This is a genomic window from Paraperibacillus marinus (assembly GCF_046237605.1).
Classification (GTDB): domain Bacteria; phylum Bacillota; class Bacilli; order Bacillales; family DSM-1321; genus Paraperibacillus; species Paraperibacillus marinus.
In genome coordinates this window covers 3,258,489-3,281,441 of record NZ_CP143542.1, presented here as the reverse complement: position 1 = coordinate 3,281,441, position 22,953 = coordinate 3,258,489, and the positions used below count along the sequence as shown (strand labels likewise).

Here is a 22,953-nt window from a genome sequence, read left to right as displayed (position 1 = left end):
AAGTCTGAGGGTTGGATAGTAAAATGTCCGGTTCGGATAGTAAAGGTCTCAGTCCGGCGAGTAAGAGGCTTTTAACATTGTCTTGATGCTCCCCTTTTCAATAAAAAAGGTCTTTTGACTTAAAATAGGATGAAGAAAGCCAAAAAACTACAGAAAACGAGTAAAAAAGAGCCGGGGAGCAGTGATAATGAATGATTTTCCATTTTTAATGTTGAGCTATTTTCCGGGAGAACGCTGCTCCTTGGTACAAGGAATTCGAACCAGCCATAGAAAAGAGGATGCCCCCGTACTATTGGGGCATCCTCATCTGTTTATCCAGCGGAGATAGGAGCATCATCTGCCCCGGCTTCGGTCTTGAAGAACCCTTTTCTCTCCCAGACGCGGGATTTCCAGCGCCAGAGCATAATCAGCCCTCTCAGCCACTCATCTGCAGCAAGGGCGATCCACACACCGATGAGACCGAGTTCAAGCTTTATCCCTAAAAGATAGGCAAGCGAGACGCTGATTCCCCACTGTGAGAGGATTCCGATGACAACAGGGAACCGTACATCACCTGCCGCCCTTAGGGCACCGATAATGACAAGGTTGAAGGTTCGTCCGGGCTCAAGTATGACGGTCAGCCAGATTAAAACGGCTCCGGTCGCAAGGATCTCTTTATCGGAAGTGAAGATGCCAAGCAGGTTTTTTGAAAAGAAAGCAAACATAACGGCACACAGGAAGGAGATCAGCATCGCAGCCTTCAGGCTTTTCAAACAGCGGTGATACGCCTTTTCATATTCGCCTCCGCCGGCCATCCGGCCGATCAGGATCTGGGTGCCCTGTGCAATGGCCACCGCAAATAAATAGATGAACATCATGAGATTCTGTGTATACACCTTGGTGCTTATGGCAGCTGTCCCAAGCAGGGCAATGAAAAAAGTAATGGCAATTTGTGATAGTTCATAGGACAGATGCTCCCCCGCTGCCGGGACGCCAATTTTTAATAAGTTTTTCAGATAAATCTTATCTAAGGTGAACAGCCTTATGAACGGCAGCTTCTCAGGCACCCGCTTAATGAGGAGCGTGAAGATGGCTGCAAAACCGAGGAGGCGGCTGAATACGGTGGATATCGCAGTGCCTTCCACACCGAGTACAGGAAGGCCGAGCGGTCCGAAGATAAAGATATAGTTGCCGATTAAATGGACGATGTTCATGCCGATTGTGACCAGCATGGCGTCCCTTGTATATCCCCGGCTCCTCAATATCGCACCGGCCGTCATAATCAGTGCCTGTATGAAGGCAAAACTGCCGACAATCTTCAAGTAAATCTCTGCATCTGCAATCAGTTCTCTCGGCAGGCCCATAAGACCGAGCAATGGCTGTGAAAATATAGAGATGATGATACTGAGCAAGAGTCCGAACAGGAGGTTCGCTGCAAGGGAAACAACTGAAAGCTCGGATGCCTCTTTTTCCTTTCCGGCACCGAGATATTGTGCAACCAGGATCGATGTTCCGGCTGCTACGAAGCCGAACATGATGATGATGATGGAAAACAGCTGAGTGGCTACCCCGACAGCGGCAACAGCGTGGTCGGAATATTGGCTGAGCATGAGGGTATCCATATTGCCCATCAGCATGTGGAGGAAAATTTCTACAAACAGGGGCCAGGTTAATGCGAATAAAGTGAGTTTTTTCTTATTTTTCATGGTCGTCTCCTAAGGCAGGCGGCCAGCCGTCGCCATTTGCCAATCATTGTTATGCAATCGTTTTCTATTATTTCAAGTTATCAAACCATTTTTTATTCTTCAAGAGATTAATTTATAAAAGGTAATTGAAAACTATTGTAATAGGAAAAAGAGATAGTATAATAAAGTTTGTGCAATCGTTTTCATTAAATATTTGCAGCTCTGGCTGCTTGGATTCCGCAGCTGGTGCAGGATGTCTGCTCCGTATCGGAATTTGACCATCCATGCCTAAAAGGCTAATCTTATAGAGGCAAATTAGAGTGTAGAAAGGGAGAATTCAATTGAAAAGTAAAGCGATCTTGTTTTTACTTTCATGCCTGCTGTGCTTACCGGTTTCAGCGGCAGCTAAAGAATCCAAAGAGACCGCAAGGGAATGGCGGGATGAAAATATTTATTTCCTGATGGTCGACCGATTTAAGAATGGCGACACCAAAAATGACTTCAAGGTTAATGTCAATGACCCAAAAGCCTATAATGGCGGAGATTTCAAAGGAGTCATTCAAGAGCTTGATTACATAAAAGACATGGGCTTCACTGCCATCTGGCTGACACCTATATTTGATAATGATGAAAAGGGCTATCATGGCTACTGGATCCGTGATTTTTACAAAACAGAAGAGCATTTTGGGACGCTTGATGAATTCAAGCAGCTGGTAAAGGAAGCCCATAAACGGGATATCAAGATTATCCTGGACTTTGTGGTCAACCACACAGGGCCAGGTCATCCTTTTGCCGCCGACCCGGCAAAAAAAGACTGGTTACATGAAAAGAAGCCAATCCAGAACTGGAACAATCAAGAGGAAGTCGAGAATAACTGGCTGTATGACCTGCCAGACTTCAACCAGGAAAACCCTGAGACCCGTAAATACCTGCTTGATGCAGCGAAATGGTGGATCAGGGAGACAGATATTGATGGGTACCGCCTCGATACAGTACGGCATGTGCCGCTTGATTTCTGGGAGGATTTCTCTAAGGAAGTAAAGTCACAGAAAGAGAATTTTTACCTTCTGGGCGAGGTGTGGGAAAATGATCCTGCTAAAATAGCAAGATACGAAAAAGCAGGCATCGACGGTTTCGTGGATTTCCCGCAAAATGACTATTTGAAGAAAATCTTCGCGAGTCCTGACAGAAGCCTTACGGGGGCATTTTTATCGCTGAAGAGAAACAAGGAAACCTTTAATCATCCCGAGCTGCTGGGGACATTCATGGATAATCACGATATGCCGAGGTTTACCTCGGATATTGTCCGGAATAAGCAGAATCCCGGAACAAGGTGGAAGATGGCACTTTCCTATATGTATACAGCCCCCCAGATTCCAATCGTTTATTATGGTTCTGAAATTGCACTGAATGGAGGCAATGATCCTGATAACCGGCGATTGATGGGATTCAAGGCCGAAAAGGAGATCATTGATTATCTGACAAAACTTGGGGAATTAAGAAACGAACATAAAGCCCTGACCAGGGGGGATATGGAAGTTCTGTATGACAAGGATGGCCTGGCTGTTTTTAAACGCCATTACAAGGATGAGACCCTTGTGGTCGCGATCAATAATTCTTCCAAATCACAGACTGCCCGGATTCCGGCAGATAAGATCCAGAAGGATAGAGAGCTTAGGGGACTGCTTGGCGGCGACCTGGTGAAAGAAAAAGGAAATGAATTCAGTATCATCCTGGATAGGGAAAAAACAGAAGTATATTATCTGGGTGAAAAAACGGGGCTCAATTATCCATATCTGTTCACAATGGGAGCAGTGTATGCGGCATTTGCTGCTTTTATTGTTTTATTGGTGAAGAGAGCGAGAAGGAATCGCCCCTAAACAGCGATAAATGGAGGACAGATATATGAAAAAGATTTGGTGGAAAGAAGCGGTTGCCTATCAGGTTTACCCGCGGAGCTTTATGGACAGCAATGGGGATGGAGTAGGGGATATTCCCGGAATCATTTCTAAATTGGATTATTTAAAGGAATTTGGCATCGATGTGATCTGGATCTGCCCGACCTTTAAATCGCCAAACGCCGATAATGGGTATGATATCAGCGATTATCAGGATATTATGGAAGAATTCGGGACCATGGAGGAGTTTGACGAGCTTCTTCATGAAATCCACGCACGCGGCATGAAGGTCATCCTGGACCTTGTGATCAATCATACAAGCGATGAGCATCCATGGTTCATCGAATCCCGGTCTTCCCTCGATAATCCAAAGCGTGACTGGTATATCTGGAAGGACGGAAAGGACGGCAGCGAGCCTAATAATTGGGAAAGTATCTTCTCGGGCAGTGCATGGGAGCTTGACGAAGGCACAAACCAATATTATCTCCATCTCTTTGATAAAAAACAGCCGGATGTTAACTGGGAGAACGAAGAGGTCAAGAGGGCCCTTTATGATATGGTCAACTGGTGGCTCGAAAAAGGGATTGACGGTTTCAGGGTAGATGCAATCAGCCATATCAAGAAAAGAGAAGGATTCCCAGATATGCCGAACCCAGAGGGAGTGGAGTATGTATCTTCCTTTGATATGCATACAAATCAGGAAGGCATCCATGAATATCTTGAGGAATTAAAGCAGGAAACTTTTGCGAAGTATGACATCATGACGGTCGGGGAGGCCAATGGTGTTAAAATCGAGCAGGCGGATGAATGGGTTGGCGAGGAAAATGGAAAATTCAATATGATCTTCCAATTCGAGCACCTTGGCCTGTGGGATAAAGGTACGGATGAAGGCGTTGATGTTATTCAGCTGAAGGAAACGCTCACACGTTGGCAGAAGGGATTATATAATCTTGGCTGGAACGCCTTATTCTTTGAGAACCATGACCAGCCCAGGAGCGTCTCGATATGGGGAAATGATGAAGAGTACTGGAAAGAGAGCGCCAAGATGCTTGGAGCCTGTTATTTCCTGATGTCCGGCACGCCTTTCATTTACCAGGGCCAGGAAATCGGCATGACTAATGTGAAGTTCGACTCGATTGCGGATTATGATGATGTTGGCATGAAGAACTACTACCGGATTGAAACAGCAAAAGGACGCCCGCATGAGGAAATCATGGAAATCATCTGGAAAAGAGGCCGAGATAATTCCAGGACGCCTATGCAGTGGAATACGGAGCTGAATGGCGGATTTACGACGGGTATTCCCTGGATGAAAGCCAATCCCAATTATGCGGAAATCAATGTAGAAGCACAAAAGCAGGATAGTGATTCTATCTATCATTTCTACAAAAAAATGATTGAACTCCGTAAAAAGCATGAAGTCCTTGTATACGGCGATTATGAGCTGATGCATGAAAGCCATCCTGCTGTATATGCTTACACGCGCTCCCTGAACGGAACAGCCGTCCTTGTGGTCTGCAATTTCGGCAAAGGTGAGTATTCAATAGGCTTCCCTGAATTTGCAGGGCGTTCATCAGAGCTCCTGTTATCCAACTATAAGGACAGCGATCCTGGGCTTCCAGAGTCTCTAAAGCTAAAATCTTATGAAACAAGAGTATATTTGATCACTGAATGATCACACAAAGAAGGCTGCCGCGTGGCAGCCTTTTCCAATTGCGGTTATCAGCCGTTGACGACCGTTCCGCCATTAACATGGATAACCTGTCCGCTGACATATGAAGAATCATCACTGGCCAGATATACATAAGCAGGTGCAAGTTCCTCCGGCTGGCCGGCGCGTCCCATTGGAGAATTCTGTCCAAACTTCTCAACCTCTTCCTCATCGAACGTAGAAGGAATCAAAGGTGTCCAGATCGGGCCTGGAGCCACGGCGTTGACCCTGATGCCATCCTTGGAAACGGAATTCGAAAGGGCTCTCGTAAATGAAACGATCGCTCCTTTGGTGGATGAATAATCAATAAGCTTAGGATGACCCTGATAGGCTGTGATGGATGCCGTATTGATGATGCTTGCCCCTTTTTTCAGGTGGGGAAGTGCCGCCTTTGTCAGGTGGAACATACTGAAGATATTCGTTCTGAACGTTTTTTCCAGCTGATCCTTAGTGATATCGAGCAGGCTTTCCTGAGGATGCTGTTCCGCTGCATTGTTCACCAGGATATCCAGGCTTCCGAATTCGTCGATGGTCTGCTGGACGACCTGCTGGCAATGGGCTTCGTCACCCAGGTCACCAGTGATGAATAAGCATTTCACACCTTCCTGTTCAATGAGCTGGCGGGTTTCCTTTGCATCAGTGTTCTCCTCAAGATGGGCAATCACTACATTTGCGCCTTCTTTGGCAAAATAAACGGCCGCCGATTTACCGATGCCGCTGTCGCCGCCTGTCACGATAGCCGTTTTTCCTTTCAGTTTACCGGAACCCTGATAGGAAGAACGGACCGAATCGGGACGCGGGGTCATTTTCCCTTCCGTTTCACCCCTTTGATCCTGCTGCTGCGGCGGAAATCCCTGACTCTGGTTTGATTGTTGTTCCTGACTCATGCAAATCCCTCCCATTATAATGTCCTTCATTTTTTTTCCTAATTGGAAGATGAAAAAACGTGGAAAAAATATACAATTTTTAATAAATGTCAGCATGAAACGGACTGACTGCAGCGTAAGGTACACGCAGGCAGAGACTGGAGAGGAAACAACTTTCTTGTTCAGCTGCTGCTATGCTTGCAAAAACAGCCAAATAAAAAAAGAGGGGAAGCCCCCTCTTTATCATCTATAGTTCAGGAATTGTACATCAACAGTCAGGTCGGCGCCTTTAATAGCAGCAATGACTGCCTGCAGATCATCGCGGTTTTTTCCAGTCACACGGATCTGGTCATCCTGAATCTGGCTTTTAACCTTCAGGCCGCTATTTTTAATGAGAGTATTGATCTTTTTGGCATTTTCCTTATCAATGCCCTGAATCAATTTTGCCCTTTGGCGCACTGTGCCGCCGGAAGCTCCCTCTATTTTGCCGTAGTCCAGGTTTCTCACCGGAACTCCCCGCTTGATAAGCTTAGAGATCAGTACATCCTTTAGCTGCTCTAATTTAAATTCATCATCTGAAAGAAGGACGAGCTCCTCTTTTTCAAGGGAAATGTCACTTTTGCTTCCTTTGAAATCGTATCGTGTTTTAATTTCTTTCATAGCGGCAGTAACCGCGTTTGTTACTTCTGCAAAATCAACTTTTGAGACAACATCAAATGAACTTTCTTTTGACATGATTTACCTCCAATGGCCAGATTTTTTCTTTGGAAAAAGGGCGGAGCTGCATGTATCAGGAGGCTTCCTGCAGCTGGGTGTGCACATCATTGATTTACCTTGCATACCTGCCTGCGCCTTGCTCCGCTCCACCGCCTTATTGTGTTTGTTCCTGCTCCAGTTTTTCATTAATGGGCTGCTAGCAGAATCCTCATGTTTGTTTTATTATAACAAAGAAAAAAATCTTTTCCTATGAAAGAGAAGGGACGTAAGGGTGCCATGAACTGGCACCCCTGACCCAATCCTTGTCCGGTTTAATCCATCGGCTTTGGCAGCTCATTTAGGAAGAATAAGGCGATTGTTCCCGGACCTGCATGGGCGCCGATCGTGGCGCCTATGGGATGGATGATTACATCCCTGACTCCAAATTCCGCAATAATTGAATCTTTCCACTCCTGGGCGGTTTCTTCGTCATCTGCATGGCTGATGGCCACTGTCTGTGCGGACAGGCTTTCTCCCCGTTCACCCATCAATTCCAGTACCCGCTTAAGCAGTTTCTTTTTTCCGCGGATTTTTTCAAGGGGAATGAGCTTTCCGTCTTCCACATTAAGCAGGGGCTTGATATTTAAAAGGCCTCCGATGAATGCAGATGCCTTGGAGATCCTTCCTCCCCTTGCAAGATACTCCAGATTATCCACCGTAAACAGATGCTCCATATGTGTGCTGTGGAACACGGCATCCGTCATGATAGATGCCTTGTCTGCCCCTTTGGCTGCCTGTTCCACGGCATTCCGAACCACAAGTCCGTATCCCAGTGAAGCACATTTGGTATCAATGATGTCTAAGTCCAGGTCTGGATACTCCTCCTTGACCTGGCCGAGGGCCATCACAGCTGTCTGATATGTACCGGAAAGTTCGGAAGAAAAGGCAAGATAGACACCTGATCTGCCGGACTGTGCAAAATCAGTGAAAATTTCAATCACGTGCTCGAGAGAAGGCTGAGAAGTCATGGGAGATTTGCCTGCCTTCATGGCTGTATAGACTTCCTGAGGGCCGATCTCTCTCAGATCCTCATAATCCCTTCCGTCCAGGTGGACTTTTAGGGGAATAAATGTTACGTTGTATTCTTCAAAATATGATAAGGGCAAGTCCGATGCACTATCGGCTATTATATGTACCGGCATTTTTAACACCTCTTTCAAACTATGCGGGAGTAATAATAATAGTGTATCTGTACGGACAAAAAAAAACAATCCTATAGAATAGGATTCACATCAATAGGGTAACTAAAGTAATGTTTGCTCTATAGAGATTGGGGGTTCACCATGGTTTACGCAGAAACAAAGAAAATCATCATTGTCATCCTGGGGGCACTGCTTAACGCTATATCAATGAATCTATTCCTGATTCCGGCTAAAGTCTATGCGAGCGGCTTTACCGGACTTGCACAGCTCTTGTCGAACCTGCTTGCGAGCTTTGCTCCTTTTGGAATTTCCACAGGAATTCTCCTGCTTCTATTAAACCTGCCGGTGGCATTCCTTGCATGGAAAAAAGTAGGGAAGCTGTTCACCTTTTACAGTCTGTTAAGCGTCGGTTTCAGCACCATCTTCCTGGAAACCATCCCGGTGAGGGAGGTTTCTCCTGATATCCTTCTGAATGCTGTTTTTGGAGGTGTCATTGCGGCGGTGGGTATTGGTTTCACCCTGAAGTATGGGGCTTCAACTGGCGGCCTTGATATTGTGGCTATGATTCTCTCCAGGATGAAGGACAAGCCCATCGGGACTTATCTTTTCAGCTTGAACGCATTGATCATCCTTACGGCCGGTTATGTGTATGGCTGGGAAAAAGCGTTGTATACCCTGGTTGCCCTGTATGCTTCCACAAGGGTCGTCGATGCCATCCATACTAGATATGAGAAGCTGACTGTGATGATCATCACAAAGAAGCCGGATGAAATGAAAAATGCCATTTATGCGAAATTTGTACGCGGCCTGACTTTGATCCCTGCCAGGGGCGCCTTCACAAATCAAGACAAAAATATGATCATGATTGTCATAACAAGATACGAGCTGTATGACCTTGAGAAAGTCATTCATGAAATCGACCCGGCATCATTCACAAATATTGTGGAGACGGTCGGCATACTAGGCCAGTTCCGGAAAGATTAAAAAACGAGCCCCGCATACGCCGGGCTCGTTTTTTAGGATTCAGCCGCTGGGAACACCTGCCTGTCAAAGCTGATGCTGGGCGGAGTTCCGTTCTTCTGCCTCTGCAAGGGTCATCCGATAAGGGATTTTCAGGCTGTGCTGTGTCACCACATCTTTGCCGCGCTGTACAAAACGCCTTGATTTATTGCGTTTTCCCAATAGAATCCCCTCCGTTTTGCAGTGTTGGACACAAAACCCGTGTCTATCCTAGTGTAGCCGGCAGGAAGGGAGGCTACACCCTGTAAAAAATCCCTTGACGGGGGAAATATGCGTCAGTATGGGTGACTCAAGCGCTCTTTACCTTAAAAAATTCCTCCAGGAAGACAGCGATCCCATCCTCCTCATTGGATAAGGTAATTTCATTTGCGATGCCTTTCAGGCCGCCGATTCCGTTGCCCATGGCCACACCGCAGCCCGCATATTCAATCATTTCAAGATCATTATCTTCATCACCAAATGCGATGATCCGCTCGCGGGGAATATTCAGATACTCCGCCACCCTTTGAATCCCCACGGCCTTGTTGAGGCCCTTTTTGACAATTTCGATAACATGGAACGGATCTGCCCAGCGCCTGTGCTCTATAACCTCTGCATGCACTTCCTGAAGATGGTCCCTGATGGCATGGACATATGCTTCCTCAGTATGTATCAGCATGCTGGTAGGAGGCTCTTCAAGGAAATTGCGCAGGTCTCCGGTCGTGATGCGGGGCTTGCCCATATTAAAGATGTCCATCATTTTTTCGTCATGATAATGGAAATAGACATCATCGCGTACTTCGGCGATGATATTATGGAATTTAAACCCGTTCAGCGCCTCCACAATATCCTTGGATACTTTGATGTCCAGGGGGGAATGGTAGCTTCCCCAGGCTGTGTCAAGCGGGTGGTGGACGAAGGCGCCATTGAAGTTGACAATAGGGGTATTCAGTCCGGCTTCATGATAATACATTTCACTGGAGCGGAATGGCCTTCCTGTTGCAATCATCACCTGATGCCCTTGATTCATCAGCCCATTCAGCACGCTTTTAGAGCGGGGAGAGATTGTTTTATCATTTTTTAATAATGTTCCATCCAGATCTAATACGATTAAATGCTGTTCCTTCATATGCTCTTCCTTTCAATACTATATTGCCCCTTACAATATCATGGCTATGTTAATTTGATTCTAGACTAAAGTTAAATCTTTTTCCATTGTTTGATAAATCATGTATGTTAGTATTATGAACATGATAAGTTTCGACTGGAGCAGGAGGTGACGGCTTGATTGGTATAAGCAAGGAAAGTATTGCCCATATTCCCGTATTGCATATAGTAAAACACTCATATAAAGATGAAAAATTGCCCTTAATCATTTTCATTCATGGCATTACGAGTGCAAAAGAACAAAACCTGAATTATGCCTATCTTCTTGCAGAGGAAGGTTTCCGTGTCGTCCTTCCGGATGCACTCCACCACGGAGAGCGTGCGTCTGGAAAGGCCGGGGACAAGCTGAAATATTCATTCTGGGAAATTGTGCTGAAAACCATCAGCGAAATGGAGACCATAAAGGACCATTATCAACGGCTTGGTCTGATTGACCCGGAACGGATCGGTGCAGCAGGGACTTCAATGGGTGGGATCATCACCCACGGGGCGCTGGCACGATATGACTGGATCAAGGCGGGGGTAAGCCTTATGGGGAACCCAGCTTATGTGCGGTTCGCAAAAAAACAGATTGAGCATTTGAAGCTCTCGGGCATCGACATTCCGCTCAGCGAGGCAGAGCTTGATCAGCTGTACAGCACACTTGGAGAGTATGACCTGACACTCCAGACTGAGAAGCTTTCCGGAAGACCTCTCATGTTCTGGCATGGAGGGAAGGATCCTGTCGTCCCTTATGAGGATGCCTATCAATTTTATGAATCAATCCTGCCTCAATATGGAAACGATAAAGAAAGCATTGCCTTTATCCTGGATGAAGAAGCTGAGCATAAGGTGACAATGGAAGGCCTTCATGGCACCCGTGACTGGTTCAGGCGCCATTTATAGGAATTCTATATAAAATACACGCATAAACAGGCCAGATTTGGGATATAGACAAATATAAGGATGTTCAACCTATTAAAGGAGAGATTTTTGTGGATCAAGATTTAAAAGATAATTTAATGGGGGCCCTCGAGCAGGTTGTTGACCCCGAAATTGGCATAGATATTGTGAACCTTGGTTTGGTTTATGATGTGGATATGGATGAAAGCGGTGAAACGACTGTCACCATGACTCTTACATCCATGGGCTGCCCGCTGGCAGGCACAATAGTGGACCAGGTCAAAACGGCACTGGAAGATATACCAGAGGTGAAGAACACGGAAGTGAACATTGTCTGGACACCTGTCTGGAACAAGGACATGATGTCAAGATACGCCAAAATTGCCCTGGGCATAAGGTAATCCAATCGAAGAATATGCATCCCGGCCATGCGCGGGATGCATTTTTACAAGAAACGCAAAATGTATCATATCAAATAAAGCTTCATCAGCATCAGGGGAGGAGGAGAATCACATGGCCCAGAATTCACCAGCAGCTGATACGTTTGATAGACCGCTCCGGGACTTAAGGATTTCTGTCCTGGACCGCTGCAATCTTCGCTGCCAGTATTGCATGCCCGCCGAGATTTTCGGTGACGATTATAAATTCCTGCCGCGGGAGGAGCTCCTTACATATGAGGAGATTGAACGGGCAGCAAGGATATTTGCCGGCCTTGGCGTCGAAAAGATCAGGCTGACCGGAGGAGAGCCATTATTAAGAAGAAATCTGCCCAGCCTGATTGAGAAGCTGACTGAAATCAACGGCATTAAAGATATCGCTCTGACCACAAACGGGATTTACCTGAAGAAATCCGCCGAAGCCTTGAAAAAAGCGGGGCTCCAGCGTGTCAATGTCAGCCTGGACAGCCTGGAGGACGAGCTCTTCAAGGAAATCACCGGCAGGGCCCTGGGAGTCCAGTCTGTATTGGATGGAATTGAGGCAGCAGTAGCGGCTGGCCTTGAGCCGAAGATCAATATGGTCGTCAAAAAGGGGATGAATGACAGCCAGATTCTGCCGATGGCTGAATACTGCAAGGAGAATGGTTTGAATCTCCGCTTCATCGAGTTCATGGATGTAGGGAACACGAATGGATGGAAGCTGGACTCAGTGGTAACCAAAAAAGAAATCCTGAAACTGATTACAGAAAGGCACGCTGCGGAGCCGGTAGAGGCCCATTATTATGGGGAGGTGGCCAAGCGGTATCGTTATAAGGATGGAGGTTCGGAGTTCGGTTTCATCACATCGGTCAGTGAATCGTTCTGCTCGACCTGTACCAGGGCAAGGCTTTCGGCAAACGGACAATTCTATACATGCCTGTTCTCAAGCCAGGGCTTCGACCTGAAGGAGCTTCTCCGTTCTGAAGCATCGGATGAAGAGGTACGCGAAGTCATCCATGGGATTTGGAACCGGAGGGCGGACCGCTATTCTGATGAGCGGGCAGAAGGGAAGAACACAGGGAAAAGCAAAATCGAAATGTCCTATATAGGCGGTTAAATAAGTTTAGGGAGAGTAGAGCATGCTTGAAAAACGAACACCCATTCCAATCGGCGAAGCATTGGGGAAGATCATGCAGATCAAGGCAGAAGGCGAGATAGAAACAGTCCCGCTCGGGGAGAGCCTGGACAGATATTTAGCGGAGGATATCGAGGCCCTGCACGATGTGCCGCATTTTAACCGGTCTCCCTATGATGGTTTTGCTCTGCGTGCTGCAGATACCCTCCTGGCAGGCAGGGAAAATCCTGTTGAATTTGAAGTGATTGAAAGATTGGCTGCAGGAATGACGGCTGAAAAAGCCGTCGGCCCCTTCCAGGCTGCAAGAATCATGACCGGTGCCATGCTGCCAGAGGGAGCAGATACAGTTATCATGCTGGAATTGGTCTCTGAATTTGAAAAGGGCGGAAGTGAATACATATCCATTAAACGTAAGCAAAAAAGCGGGGAAAATGTATCATTTAAAGGTGAGGATGCAAAAAAGGGAGAAAAGCTCATCAAAAAGGGGACGAAAATCAACCCGGGGGTTATAGCAGTGCTGGCTGCCTTCGGATACAGCGAAGTAAAGACCGCAAAAAGGCCGGTCGCAGGACTTTTTGCAACCGGTACAGAGCTTCTTGAAGTAAAAGATCCCCTTGTCCCCGGTAAAATAAGGAACAGCAATGCATCGATGATCGAGGCTCAGGCCAGGAGAGCGGGAGGGGAAGCCATTTATTTCGGCCAGCTTCCGGATGACCTGGAAATCTGCTTCGAGGCTGTTAAGAATGCACTGGATAAAGTAGACATCCTGATTACAACAGGAGGAGTATCTGTTGGTGACTTTGATTTCATGCCGCTTATATATAAGCGTTTGGGGGCAGAAGTCCTGTTCAATAAAGTCGCGATGAGACCCGGCAGTGTCACCACTGTGGCCCGCCTTGGAGATAAGCTCCTTTATGGATTGTCGGGTAATCCTTCCGCCTGTTATGTTGGCTTTGAACTTTTCGTGCGCGGGATGTTCAGAAAGAAGCTGTTTGTTGAAAACCTCTATCCGAAGAAAGAAAAAGCCTGGCTGAATGCGGATTTTCCAAAGCCGAATCCATTCACAAGGCTGATCAGGAGCAGATGCCTGATCAAGGAGGGCAGGCTCTATGCCGAGCCATCGGGTCTTGATAAGTCCAGTGTGGTCATGAGTCTGGCTGCTGCCGATTCCCTCATTATCCTGCCGGCAGGGTCGAGAGGCTATCAGAAGGATGAAGAGGTAGAGGTGCTGCTCCTTGAGGACTTTGTAGGAAGCGGAGTGTGGGGAGAGGAATGACAAGAATTTTCCAAGTGTGCGGTTTCCAGAATACCGGGAAAACTTCACTGGTGATGAAAGTCATTTCTCATTTTGCTGCCCGGGGTATCAGGGCTGCAGTGCTTAAGCACCATGGCCATGGAGGAGAGCTTGCCGTGGGGGACTATCAAAAGGACTCTGAGCGCTACCTTGGAGCAGGCGCGTATGCATCCCTTGCTGCAGGCGGAGGAAGCTTCCAGGTGCTTGCTGAGGGAGTGGAGCTCGACCTGATGACCCAGCTTAAGGTTGCTGCCTGCCTGGAACCGGATCTTATCTTAATTGAGGGATATAAGATGGAGGGGTTTCCGAAGATTCTGATGATCAGGGAGGAAAAGGACTATGCCCTGATGGATAAGATTATCAATGTTAAAGGAATCATAACCTGGCCGGAAGCAGTGTTTGATCGTTCAAAAATAGGAGACATCCAGCATTTTTCATTGAAAGATCCAAATCTTGCAGAGCATGTCAGCAGGCTGATTCTGGAAACAGGATCCGTATCCTGAGTTAAACATAAGGCTGGCCCGCAATTCCCGCGGGCCAGCCTTATGTGAGTTTGTACTGTCTGCACTTATCGTAGAAGCTGGTCTTGCCTATTCGGAGGAGCCTGGCCGCTGTCTGTTTATTGCCGTCTGCCTGGCTTAAGGCCTCCATTAGGGCTTCCTTTTCAGCATGGGCCAGGATTTCTTTGAGCGGCTTAATGGTACTGGATTTCATCCGGTCGTATTTGGAATCTCCCGGCAGGGCGGGTGGAGTCTCCTGGTCACGCAGGTACAGGGGCAGATGGCTGATAAGGATCTCCTGTCCGTCGAGGACATTTATTGCCCTCTCCAGTACATTCTCAAGCTCCCTCACATTTCCCGGCCAGCTGTGGCTGCATAGTGCCTCCCTGGTCGCCTGTGATAAAGTGATCCCCTGCTTATGGAATCTTTTTTCCAATTTGTTCAACAGAATTCCTGCGATTGGAAGGATATCATTCTTTCTTTCCCTGAGAGGAGGGATTTCCACTTTTATGACATTCAGCCGATAGTATAAATCCTCTCGGAACCGACCTTCCTCTACCATCCTTTCAAGATTCCGATGGGTAGCCGCAATGATACGTACATCGACGGGCCTTGGTCCCTGTCCGCCGACTCTTTCGATTTCTTTTTCCTGCAGAACGCGCAGCAGCTTGCTCTGCATCATGAGCGGCATATCCCCTATTTCGTCCAGAAAGACCGTACCTAGATGTCCGAGTTCAAATTTTCCCTTCTTGCCGCCTTTCTTTGCTCCTGTGAAGGCTCCTTCCTCATAGCCGAATAATTCCGACTCCAGCAGGTTTTCGGGGATGGAGGCACAATTCACCTTTATGAAGGGGAAAGGGGCTCTGCTGCTGTTCCGGTGGATGCTATGTGCGAAGATTTCCTTCCCGGTCCCCGATTCCCCAATCAAAAGGATGGAGGATCTGCTGTATGAACCCCTCTCTGCTAAATTCCTGGCCTCGACAAAGCGGGAATCTTCACCTGCAAGATCACTGAATTGATACTTGCTCTTATACTCACCTTCGAACTTACGCTTATAATACTGCAATTCTTCCAGCAGCGGCTGGATTTTCCCCGAATATTCCTGCCATTCACCAGGATTCCTGAAAATGACCGTACCTGCAGCGCCAACAAGCTCATTATTTACATAAAGGGGATATCTGTTGGCAATCATCTCACTCCCCTTGATGGGCTGAACCGCAGAAAGCTCAGGAACGCCGTTCTGTGCGACTATATGCATCCTGGTATTTTCAATGACTGAGTGAACCGGCATTCCTATTGCATCCTGCTGCTCGATTCCGAGGAAGTCGCAATAAGCGGAATCCATATACCTGATGATCCCATTTCTGTCTACAATAACAAGCCTTTCAGCTACCAGGCCGACAACTTCTTTAATCCATTCAATTGGAAGCACATCAATGCCCTGCATAATAAAATCCACCTTATTATATTAATATAGGCTATTATACTAGCAGAAGGCAGGGCAGACCAATAAAAACTTAAAATTCTAAAAATTCAATATGTTATTGTGCTGTATAGCCACCATCGATCACACATGCCTGGCCGGTAATTCCGCCGGCCCTGCCGCTTGCCAGAAACACAGCGTAATCCGCGATCTCCTGTACCTCAAGGAGCCTCTTTTGAGGCACCAGCGGATACAGGACATCTTCAATCACCTTTTCAAGGGGGACATTCCTGGTCCTGGCAAGGTCCTTCAGCTGGTTTTGGACGAGCGGCGTATTAACGTAGCCGGGGCACAGGGCATTGACAGTGATGGAATGTGAGGCACCTTCAAGCGCAGCCACCTTCGTCAGGCCGATGAGTCCGTGCTTTGCGCTGTTATAGGCAGCCTTTCCTGCAAAACCAACCAGACCGTTAATCGAAGCCATATTTATGATCCTGCCTGATCCCTGTTCTTTCATGATCGGGAAGGCATGCTTTATCGCCATGAAAGGAGCGGTCAGCATGACTTTCAGCAAAAATTCAAATCTTTCTGTCGGAAAATCCTCGAGCGGTGAAACATGCTGGAGCCCCGCATTGTTCACCAGAATATCCAGACTTCCGAAATGGGATTTTGTTTTTGAAAGAGAGTTTTCCAGATCCGCTTCCTTTGTGACATCACAGCCCAGGCTGAGTGTAGAATACCCCTGTTCGGATAGAGAGTCTGCCGTTTCCCTTGCAGCCTCCCCATCAAGATCGGAGAAGACCACATTCGCTCCTTCTGCTGCAAAAGCCTTTCCCAATTGAAGGCCAATGCCGCTGGCTGCGCCAGTAATAAATGCAGTTTTTCCCCGCAACGATAAATCCATAAAAGTTTCCCTCCAAAAATGCTATTCTTTTTATCTCCATCCAGTAAGGCTGTACAAGCCGATAATCAGGAATACAGTCAGAGTCTTAATGATGGTTATCGCAAAAATATCCTTATAAGACTGCCTGTGAGTCAGGCCGGTTACGGCCAATAGAGTGATGACTGCCCCGTTATGGGGAAGTGTATCCATCCCGCCGGAGGCCATGGATATTACCCTGTGCATGACTTCAGGCGGAATGTTCAATTCATTGATGGCAGAAATATATTTATCTGACATGGCTGCCAGGGCAATCCCCATCCCGCCCGAGGCAGAACCGGTCACACCGGCAAGTGCAGTAGTAGTGATCGCCCCATTGACAAGGGGATTGGTAAAGGTTTCAGAAATTCCCTTGCTGACTGCCGTGAATCCAGGCAGGGAAGATATAACACCCCCGAATCCGTATTCAGCGGCTGTGTTCATTACTGCAAGCAGGGCACCGCTGATGCTAAGGTTAAGGCCTGCCTGGAAGTCTGTGGTTACTCTTTTCCAATCAAAGAGGAGGGCTGCGATGATTCCTATCGCAAGCGCCATTTCAACCGACCAGATAGCCACCACTGCAGGAGTCTCCAATTTAACGACTGTACTCAGCCCGATTGCAGAGAAGTCAAAACCGTCCGGATACCATTTTGGGATATTGATGGTGAATAGTTTATTGGTGACACCGACAAGAATAAGAGGAACAAAGGCAAGAATCTTGCGGGCTGTACTTTCTTCTTCTGCCGGCAGTCCATGTCCTTCGTCCTCCGGAAGTTTTACTGCTGTCCCTGAATTCCCTGCAGCAAGCTCTGCTCCAAAACCTGTATACCCCTCACCCCGTGCCGCCGCTTTTTTGCGCTGGCGCTCTAAATAAAGCATACCGACTGCGAGGATGAATATTCCGCCAATGATCCCGAGGACCGGGGCCGCATAAATATCAGTCTTAAAGAAAGTAGTCGGGATGACATTTTGTATCTGTGGAGTCCCAGGGAGTGCATCCATCGTGAAGGTAAAGGCTCCAAGGGCAATCGTGCCAGGTATCAGGCGTTTAGGAATATTCGCTTCGCGGAATAGATTCGCAGCAAACGGATAAACCGCAAATACCACTACGAACAGGCTGACCCCGCTATAGGTAAGGATCGCACCCAGGAGGACAATGGCAAGCATAGCTCTTTTAGCTCCAACGAGCCTTGCGATGGTTCTTGCGATGGAAGCGGCGATGCCGGACATTTCAACGACCTTTCCAAAAATCGCACCTAAGAGAAAAACTGGGAAATACGATTTGATAAAACCAACCATTTTATCCATGAAGATGTTGGAGAAGAATGGCAGTACATAATGGGGATCTGTCAGCAGTACAGCAAACAGGGCGCAGATGGGAGCGAAAAGAATGACGGAAAATCCCCTATAAGCAACAAACATCAAGAGGCACAAAGATAATAAAATAATAACGAACTCCATAGAAATCCTCCCTAATTCCGTTTTGTTGGTAAGCGCTTTCAAATATACAGTGAATATACAGCCCTTTTTTTTCTTTTCCTCCTTTCACCGGTTTTGTCCCCTGCGCTACAGGGTAAATCTCATAATGATTCAAAAGAATTCATGATGATTCATTATGCTCATCATACTTATATGCAAGTTTTGTGCCAAATCAGGGGAGGTATTAATCCACAACGAAATTTATTTGAACATTCCGCTAAATCGGAAAAGGTAAAAGAGAATTGTACACAAATCCGGAAAATTCCGCGATTGCGGAAATATAATCTGAATAATAAAAGTATACATAAAAATTCATTTGCATTTATTTTTATACAATCATATAATATATAACTAATAAATGATTTAAAACGGATTTCATTTTGGAGTTGATGAGGGTTGAAGGTGTCAATTGTAGGTGCAACAGGATATGGAGGAGCTGAATTGGTCCGGCTGATCAGCAATCATCCTCATATGGAGATAGCCGGGCTGCATTCCTCCTCGCGGACAGGACATGAATATGTGGCTGAATATCCACATTTTATGTATAAAGTTGAAGATATACTTCAGGAGATCAATCCGGAAAAAATGGCGGAAGAATCAGACCTCGTTTTCCTGGCTGCCCCGAATGGTGTTTCTGGGGAACTTGCTCCACAGTTCCAAAGCCTGAATACTAGAGTAATAGATTTATCCGGAGACCTTAGAATCAAAAACAGGGATGACTATAGGAATTGGTATAAAATGGAGCCTGCCCCGGAAGATATCCTGAGCAGTGCCGTTTACGGTCTTCCGGAATGGAACAGAGAAAATACAGCAGATGCACAGATCATTGCCAATCCAGGCTGTTTCCCCACTGCTGCACTCCTCGGGCTTGCCCCGCTGCTGCAAAATTATGATTCTATTGAAGATATTATCATTGATGCAAAAACCGGGGTTTCCGGTGCTGGAAGGTCACCTTCGGCAGGGACCCATTTCAGTGAAGTTAATGAAAACTTTAAAATATATAAAGTTAACGGACATCAGCATACGCCTGAAATTGAACAGCAGCTGCACGCATGGAATCCAAAAGTTCCTCCCATCAGCTTTTCGGCGCACCTTGTCCCGATGACCCGGGGCATTATGACTACCATGTATGTCAAGGGAGATGGACCAGGTGATGCCGCCAGACTCTGGAGCCTGTATAAGGAGACATATGAACATGAGCCGTTTGTCAGGGTTCATCAAAATGGAAGTTTTCCATGCACAAGGCATGTATACGGGTCCAACTTCTGCGATATTGGAACCGCTTATGATGAGCGTACAGGAAGAATCATGATCATTTCAGTGATTGACAATCTAGTTAAAGGAGCAGCCGGCCAGGCGGTCCAAAATGCCAATATCATGTTTGGCTTTAAGGAAGATGACGGATTGTTAAGCCTGCCGCTCTATCCATAAAACAGGAGGCAGAAATGGAGACAATCAAAGTAACGAGCAGACTAGAAAAGATAGAAAATGGCAATATTCTCTCACCTCAGGGATTCAAGGCTGCTGGAGTTCATGCAGGCCTCCGCTATTCAAAGAAAGATCTTGGCATCCTCATTTCAGAAGTTCCGGCTTCCTGTGCGGCTGTTTATACAAAAAATGCAGTCATTGCGGCACCTTTGACTGTAACCAAGGAAAGCATCGCAGCCGAAGGGCGCTTGAGGGCCATTGTCGTGAATAGTGCCTGTGCCAATGCCTGTACAGGGAGCAGGGGGTTGAAAGATGCCTATGAGATGAGGAAGTCTGTCTCTGAAACATTTTCACTGCCCGAGCATATGGTTGCCGTTGCCTCTACTGGAGTGATTGGGGAATATCTCGATATGGAGAAGATCGTCAGCGGAATACAGGCTCTGGAGCCATCTGCCGAGCCTCTGGGTGCGGATGATTTTGAGACCGCCATTTTGACGACGGATACGAAAACCAAACACACCGGTTACTCGATTGATATTGATTCCGTCAAAATAACAGCAGGCGGCGCAGCCAAAGGTTCAGGGATGATCCATCCGAATATGGCTACCATGCTCGGTTTCATCACCACAGACGCAAAGATTGACTCTGTTTCCCTGCAGAACGCACTGTCTGAAATCACGGACAAAACCTTCAATCAAATTACTGTGGACGGAGATACATCCACCAATGATATGGTGATTGTGATGGCAAATGGTAAAGCCGGGAATTCAATACTCAATGAAGGCCACCCGGAATGGGAGAAATTTGTCTGCCTGCTTCAGCAGACCTCTGAGGATCTGGCTAAACAAATTGCACAAGACGGTGAGGGGGCGACAAAGCTTATTGAAGTCAATGTATCAGGATGCCTGACAGACGAGGATGCACAGAAGGCTGCCAAAACGACGGTCGGGAGCAATCTGGTGAAAACGGCTGTCTTCGGGGCGGACGGGAACTGGGGCCGTATCATTGGCGCTCTTGGGAGAAGCGGCATCCGCTTCAATCCGGATCTTGTGACCATATACTTTGGGGAGACTGTGGTCTTTAACCGCGGGGAGCCCGTGTCTTTCTGTGAAGAGACCGTTACGGAATATTTAAAGTCGGATTCGGTCGTGATCAACATCCTGCTTGAGGAAGGAACGGGCAGGGGAACTGCCTGGGGCTGTGACCTTACTTATGATTATGTCAAAATAAACGGGAGCTACCGGTCATAATGGATCAGGGAAAAAAGATCATCGTCATAAAATGCGGAGGCAGCACGCTTCATTCGCTTTCTCAATCATTCTTTTCAAGTCTTGAAGAGCTGCAGAAGGGCGGCTATGAATTGGTGTTTGTCCATGGCGGCGGGCCGGATATCAATGAGGCACTCGAAATGTTCCAAATCAAACCGGAGTTCAGGGACGGCCTGAGGAAAACTACAAAAGAGGTCATGGAAACAGTCGAGCTGATCCTTGCGGGCAAGACGAACCGGAAGCTTACCGCCATGCTGCTTCAGAATGGGCTTCAGGCAGTAGGTTTGAATGGATCGGACGGACTGATTCAGGGCGAGGTTATCGACGAGGAAACACTGGGACTGGTTGGCCGGGCATCTTCTGTCAATCCGGACTTATTGCAAGTCCTGCTTGCTTCGGGGTTCGTACCTGTGATCACTCCCATTGCGGCAGCGGGCTCTGAAAAACTAAATATAAATGCAGATATGGCAGCCGGTGCAGTGGCAGAAGCGCTGCAGGCTGATATGTGTCTGTTCATTACTGATGTGGACGGAGTACTTAAGGATGGAGAATTATTAGAGACACTGACACTCTCTGAATCAGAAGAGCTGATTGAAGATGGAACGATTTCAGGAGGAATGAAGCCAAAGGTTGAAACAGCATTATCCGTTTTGAAACAGGGAGCGGGCAGGGTGATGATTGCCAGTGGAAAAAAGAAATTTTATGACCGCGGCCATTTTATAGGAACTGTATTTTATCCCGATGTATCTCAAACGAGGGAGGAGGCTTCATTATGACCAATTTATTTCCAACATATCCGAGGTGGAGCATTAATCCCGTAAAAGGAAGCGGAGTGTACTTAACAGATGACCGCGGAAAAAGATACCTGGATTTTACATCCGGAATAGGTGTACTGAATTTGGGGCATTGCCATCCGGGAGTAAGCGAAGCTGTCAAAGCTCAGTTAGACTGTCTCTGGCACACATCCAATTTATTCCCTTCCGGCCTCCAGGAAGAAACGGCATCACATCTTGCCGGGCTTTCCGGATTAAAGAGGGTGTTCTTCGCAAATAGCGGGGCAGAAGCGAACGAAGCCGCCATTAAACTTGCCCGCAAGGCCACAGGCAGATCAAAGGTTATTACATTTTTACAGTCCTTTCACGGCAGGACCTTTGCAGCGATGGCAGCGACTGGCCAGGAAAAGGTACGCACTGGTTATGGGGATATGCTGCAGGCATTCCACTATGCAAAATATAATGATATACAAAGTGTGGAAGAGGCGGCAGACAGCGAGACAGCAGCCATCATGCTTGAAGTAGTACAGGGTGAGGGCGGCATCCATATTGCTGATCCTGAGTTCCTGAAAAGAGTGGAGGAACTTTGCAGGGAAACCGGAGCGCTCTTCGTCATCGATGAGATACAGACAGGAATCGGCCGGACCGGAAAACCCTTTGCCTTTCAGCACTTTGGCCTGAATCCCGACATCATAACGCTGGCCAAGGGTCTTGGAAACGGACTGCCTGTAGGAGCCATGTGCGGCAGGGAGGAGCTTGCAGAGGTCTTTGGACCTGGCAGCCATGGCTCAACCTTCGGAGGCAACCCGGTCTGCATGGCATCTGCAAGGGCTGTGCTTGAAGAAATAGGCAGAGCGGAGTTCTTGAATGATGTGGAAGATAAAGGGAGATACCTCCGCAAAAATTTGGACGATACATTGAAGGATTGCAGTGTCGTCAAAGAGGTCAGGAACCTGGGATTAATGGCGGGAATAGAATTAAACGAAGAAGCTGGACCATATTTGAATGCCCTGCAAAATCTAGGACTGCTTGTTTTGACAGCAGGTACCCATGTATTAAGGCTGCTGCCGCCGCTCAATGTTTCAAGATCGGAATTGGATGAAGCGGCCGGTTTAATAGCAGAGGTCCTTGCGAAGAAGCCCCAGGCTGTTTGAAGTAAGAGAGCCAAGGGCTCTTTTACTGGACAATAATGCATAAAAATACTTATATATAAATAATTATACAAAGCGAGGC

At 47.2% G+C, this 22,953-nt stretch carries 21 protein-coding genes; 12 read left to right on the top strand and 9 right to left on the bottom strand.

The window, feature by feature from the left end; all coding sequences use genetic code 11:
* Positions 1 to 311: 311 nt before the first annotated feature.
* The gene (locus tag V1498_RS16560) at positions 312 to 1,685 is read right to left on the bottom strand and encodes an MATE family efflux transporter (RefSeq protein ID WP_409294770.1); all 1,374 of its coding nucleotides are present in this window, start codon (positions 1,683 to 1,685) and stop codon (positions 312 to 314) included.
* Between the two features lie 440 nt (positions 1,686 to 2,125).
* On the opposite strand from V1498_RS16560, the gene V1498_RS16555 reads away from it, so the two are divergent.
* Together V1498_RS16555 and V1498_RS16550 are read left to right on the top strand one after the other, a co-directional pair.
* The gene (locus V1498_RS16555) at positions 2,126 to 3,544 is read left to right on the top strand and encodes an alpha-amylase family glycosyl hydrolase (protein WP_409299325.1); all 1,419 of its coding nucleotides are present in this window, start codon (positions 2,126 to 2,128) and stop codon (positions 3,542 to 3,544) included.
* Between the two features lie 25 nt (positions 3,545 to 3,569).
* A complete protein-coding gene (locus tag V1498_RS16550) occupies positions 3,570 to 5,237 on the top strand; it encodes a glycoside hydrolase family 13 protein (protein WP_409294769.1) in 1,668 nt (555 codons plus the stop codon).
* A 47-nt stretch (positions 5,238 to 5,284) separates the two neighbouring features.
* On the opposite strand, the gene V1498_RS16545 is transcribed toward V1498_RS16550, so the two are convergent.
* The 3 genes from V1498_RS16545 to V1498_RS16535 all read right to left on the bottom strand — a co-directional run bounded on the left by V1498_RS16545 (position 5,285) and on the right by V1498_RS16535 (position 8,037).
* Entirely contained in the window at positions 5,285 to 6,160 is an 876-nt protein-coding gene (locus V1498_RS16545; RefSeq protein WP_409294768.1) for an SDR family oxidoreductase, read from the bottom strand.
* A 222-nt stretch (positions 6,161 to 6,382) separates the two neighbouring features.
* A complete protein-coding gene (locus tag V1498_RS16540) occupies positions 6,383 to 6,874 on the bottom strand; it encodes a YajQ family cyclic di-GMP-binding protein (protein ID WP_409291786.1) in 492 nt (163 codons plus the stop codon).
* A gap of 293 nt (positions 6,875 to 7,167) precedes the next feature.
* Positions 7,168 to 8,037, bottom strand: coding sequence for a DegV family protein (locus V1498_RS16535; protein ID WP_409294767.1), 870 nt, complete (start codon positions 8,035 to 8,037; stop codon positions 7,168 to 7,170).
* Positions 8,038 to 8,178: 141 nt separating this feature from the next.
* Here V1498_RS16535 and V1498_RS16530 point away from each other — a divergent pair, with 141 nt between their 5' ends.
* On the top strand, positions 8,179 to 9,021 hold the full coding sequence (locus V1498_RS16530) for a YitT family protein (RefSeq protein ID WP_409294766.1): 843 nt from the start codon (positions 8,179 to 8,181) through the stop codon (positions 9,019 to 9,021).
* A 63-nt stretch (positions 9,022 to 9,084) separates the two neighbouring features.
* Here V1498_RS16530 and V1498_RS16525 read toward each other — a convergent pair whose 3' ends face one another.
* Positions 9,085 to 9,219, bottom strand: a complete 135-nt coding sequence (locus V1498_RS16525; RefSeq protein WP_409294765.1) for a competence protein — start codon at positions 9,217 to 9,219, stop codon at positions 9,085 to 9,087.
* Positions 9,220 to 9,346: 127 nt separating this feature from the next.
* Positions 9,347 to 10,165, bottom strand: a complete 819-nt coding sequence (locus tag V1498_RS16520; protein ID WP_409294764.1) for a Cof-type HAD-IIB family hydrolase — start codon at positions 10,163 to 10,165, stop codon at positions 9,347 to 9,349.
* A 155-nt stretch (positions 10,166 to 10,320) separates the two neighbouring features.
* Here V1498_RS16520 and yjfP point away from each other — a divergent pair, with 155 nt between their 5' ends.
* The 5 genes from yjfP (at position 10,321) to mobB (ending at position 14,433) form a co-directional block, all read left to right on the top strand.
* Positions 10,321 to 11,088 carry an esterase gene (yjfP, locus tag V1498_RS16515; protein ID WP_409294763.1) on the top strand — a complete coding sequence of 256 codons (768 nt, stop codon included), beginning with the start codon at positions 10,321 to 10,323 and terminating at the stop codon, positions 11,086 to 11,088.
* Between the two features lie 89 nt (positions 11,089 to 11,177).
* Complete coding sequence (locus tag V1498_RS16510; protein WP_409291792.1) at positions 11,178 to 11,486, top strand: metal-sulfur cluster assembly factor; 309 nt, start codon at positions 11,178 to 11,180, stop codon at positions 11,484 to 11,486.
* Positions 11,487 to 11,598: 112 nt separating this feature from the next.
* Positions 11,599 to 12,618, top strand: a complete 1,020-nt coding sequence (gene moaA / locus V1498_RS16505) for a GTP 3',8-cyclase MoaA (RefSeq protein WP_409294762.1) — start codon at positions 11,599 to 11,601, stop codon at positions 12,616 to 12,618.
* Between the two features lie 22 nt (positions 12,619 to 12,640).
* Positions 12,641 to 13,912, top strand: coding sequence for a gephyrin-like molybdotransferase Glp (glp, locus tag V1498_RS16500; protein ID WP_409294761.1), 1,272 nt, complete (start codon positions 12,641 to 12,643; stop codon positions 13,910 to 13,912).
* The gene (mobB, locus tag V1498_RS16495) at positions 13,909 to 14,433 is read left to right on the top strand and encodes a molybdopterin-guanine dinucleotide biosynthesis protein B (RefSeq protein ID WP_409294760.1); all 525 of its coding nucleotides are present in this window, start codon (positions 13,909 to 13,911) and stop codon (positions 14,431 to 14,433) included. The genes glp and mobB overlap by 4 nt, the downstream gene beginning before the upstream one ends.
* A 40-nt stretch (positions 14,434 to 14,473) precedes the next feature.
* Here mobB and V1498_RS16490 read toward each other — a convergent pair whose 3' ends face one another.
* The 3 genes from V1498_RS16490 to V1498_RS16480 form a co-directional block, all read right to left on the bottom strand.
* Entirely contained in the window at positions 14,474 to 15,877 is a 1,404-nt protein-coding gene (locus V1498_RS16490; RefSeq protein ID WP_409294759.1) for a sigma-54 interaction domain-containing protein, read from the bottom strand.
* 94 nt (positions 15,878 to 15,971) lie between these two features.
* Positions 15,972 to 16,757: a 3-hydroxybutyrate dehydrogenase gene (locus V1498_RS16485; RefSeq protein ID WP_409294758.1), complete on the bottom strand. Its 786-nt coding sequence runs from the start codon at positions 16,755 to 16,757 to the stop codon at positions 15,972 to 15,974.
* Positions 16,758 to 16,787: 30 nt separating this feature from the next.
* Positions 16,788 to 18,233 carry a GntP family permease gene (locus V1498_RS16480; RefSeq protein WP_409294757.1) on the bottom strand — a complete coding sequence of 482 codons (1,446 nt, stop codon included), beginning with the start codon at positions 18,231 to 18,233 and terminating at the stop codon, positions 16,788 to 16,790.
* Positions 18,234 to 18,647: 414 nt separating this feature from the next.
* Here V1498_RS16480 and argC point away from each other — a divergent pair, with 414 nt between their 5' ends.
* Genes argC through V1498_RS16460 form a run of 4 tightly spaced genes read left to right on the top strand, consistent with a single transcriptional unit; the run spans position 18,648 to position 22,874 of the window.
* A complete protein-coding gene (gene argC, locus V1498_RS16475) occupies positions 18,648 to 19,682 on the top strand; it encodes an N-acetyl-gamma-glutamyl-phosphate reductase (RefSeq protein WP_409294756.1) in 1,035 nt (344 codons plus the stop codon).
* Between the two features lie 14 nt (positions 19,683 to 19,696).
* A complete protein-coding gene (gene argJ / locus V1498_RS16470; protein WP_409294755.1) occupies positions 19,697 to 20,929 on the top strand; it encodes a bifunctional ornithine acetyltransferase/N-acetylglutamate synthase in 1,233 nt (410 codons plus the stop codon).
* Positions 20,929 to 21,723 (top strand): acetylglutamate kinase, encoded by a 795-nt coding sequence (argB, locus tag V1498_RS16465; protein ID WP_409294754.1) that lies wholly within the window; start codon positions 20,929 to 20,931, stop codon positions 21,721 to 21,723. Before argJ ends, argB begins: the two co-directional genes overlap by 1 nt.
* Positions 21,720 to 22,874, top strand: a complete 1,155-nt coding sequence (locus V1498_RS16460) for an acetylornithine transaminase (RefSeq protein WP_409294753.1) — start codon at positions 21,720 to 21,722, stop codon at positions 22,872 to 22,874. The genes argB and V1498_RS16460 overlap by 4 nt, the downstream gene beginning before the upstream one ends.
* Positions 22,875 to 22,953: the final 79 nt, after the last annotated feature.

Coding starts and splice junctions, on each gene's coding strand:
- V1498_RS16530 (WP_409294766.1), top strand. CDS start 8,179: ATGGTTTACGCAGAAACAAAGAAAATCATCATTGTCATCCTGGGGGCA.
- argB (WP_409294754.1), top strand. CDS start 20,929: ATGGATCAGGGAAAAAAGATCATCGTCATAAAATGCGGAGGCAGCACG.
- V1498_RS16460 (WP_409294753.1), top strand. CDS start 21,720: ATGACCAATTTATTTCCAACATATCCGAGGTGGAGCATTAATCCCGTA.
- V1498_RS16555 (WP_409299325.1), top strand. CDS start 2,126: ATGGTCGACCGATTTAAGAATGGCGACACCAAAAATGACTTCAAGGTT.
- glp (WP_409294761.1), top strand. CDS start 12,641: ATGCTTGAAAAACGAACACCCATTCCAATCGGCGAAGCATTGGGGAAG.
- V1498_RS16520 (WP_409294764.1), bottom strand. CDS start 10,165: ATGAAGGAACAGCATTTAATCGTATTAGATCTGGATGGAACATTATTA.
- mobB (WP_409294760.1), top strand. CDS start 13,909: ATGACAAGAATTTTCCAAGTGTGCGGTTTCCAGAATACCGGGAAAACT.
- V1498_RS16550 (WP_409294769.1), top strand. CDS start 3,570: ATGAAAAAGATTTGGTGGAAAGAAGCGGTTGCCTATCAGGTTTACCCG.
- V1498_RS16545 (WP_409294768.1), bottom strand. CDS start 6,160: ATGAGTCAGGAACAACAATCAAACCAGAGTCAGGGATTTCCGCCGCAG.
- V1498_RS16480 (WP_409294757.1), bottom strand. CDS start 18,233: ATGGAGTTCGTTATTATTTTATTATCTTTGTGCCTCTTGATGTTTGTT.
- V1498_RS16540 (WP_409291786.1), bottom strand. CDS start 6,874: ATGTCAAAAGAAAGTTCATTTGATGTTGTCTCAAAAGTTGATTTTGCA.
- V1498_RS16490 (WP_409294759.1), bottom strand. CDS start 15,877: ATGCAGGGCATTGATGTGCTTCCAATTGAATGGATTAAAGAAGTTGTC.
- argJ (WP_409294755.1), top strand. CDS start 19,697: ATGGAGACAATCAAAGTAACGAGCAGACTAGAAAAGATAGAAAATGGC.
- V1498_RS16485 (WP_409294758.1), bottom strand. CDS start 16,757: ATGGATTTATCGTTGCGGGGAAAAACTGCATTTATTACTGGCGCAGCC.
- moaA (WP_409294762.1), top strand. CDS start 11,599: ATGGCCCAGAATTCACCAGCAGCTGATACGTTTGATAGACCGCTCCGG.
- V1498_RS16560 (WP_409294770.1), bottom strand. CDS start 1,685: ATGAAAAATAAGAAAAAACTCACTTTATTCGCATTAACCTGGCCCCTG.
- V1498_RS16535 (WP_409294767.1), bottom strand. CDS start 8,037: ATGCCGGTACATATAATAGCCGATAGTGCATCGGACTTGCCCTTATCA.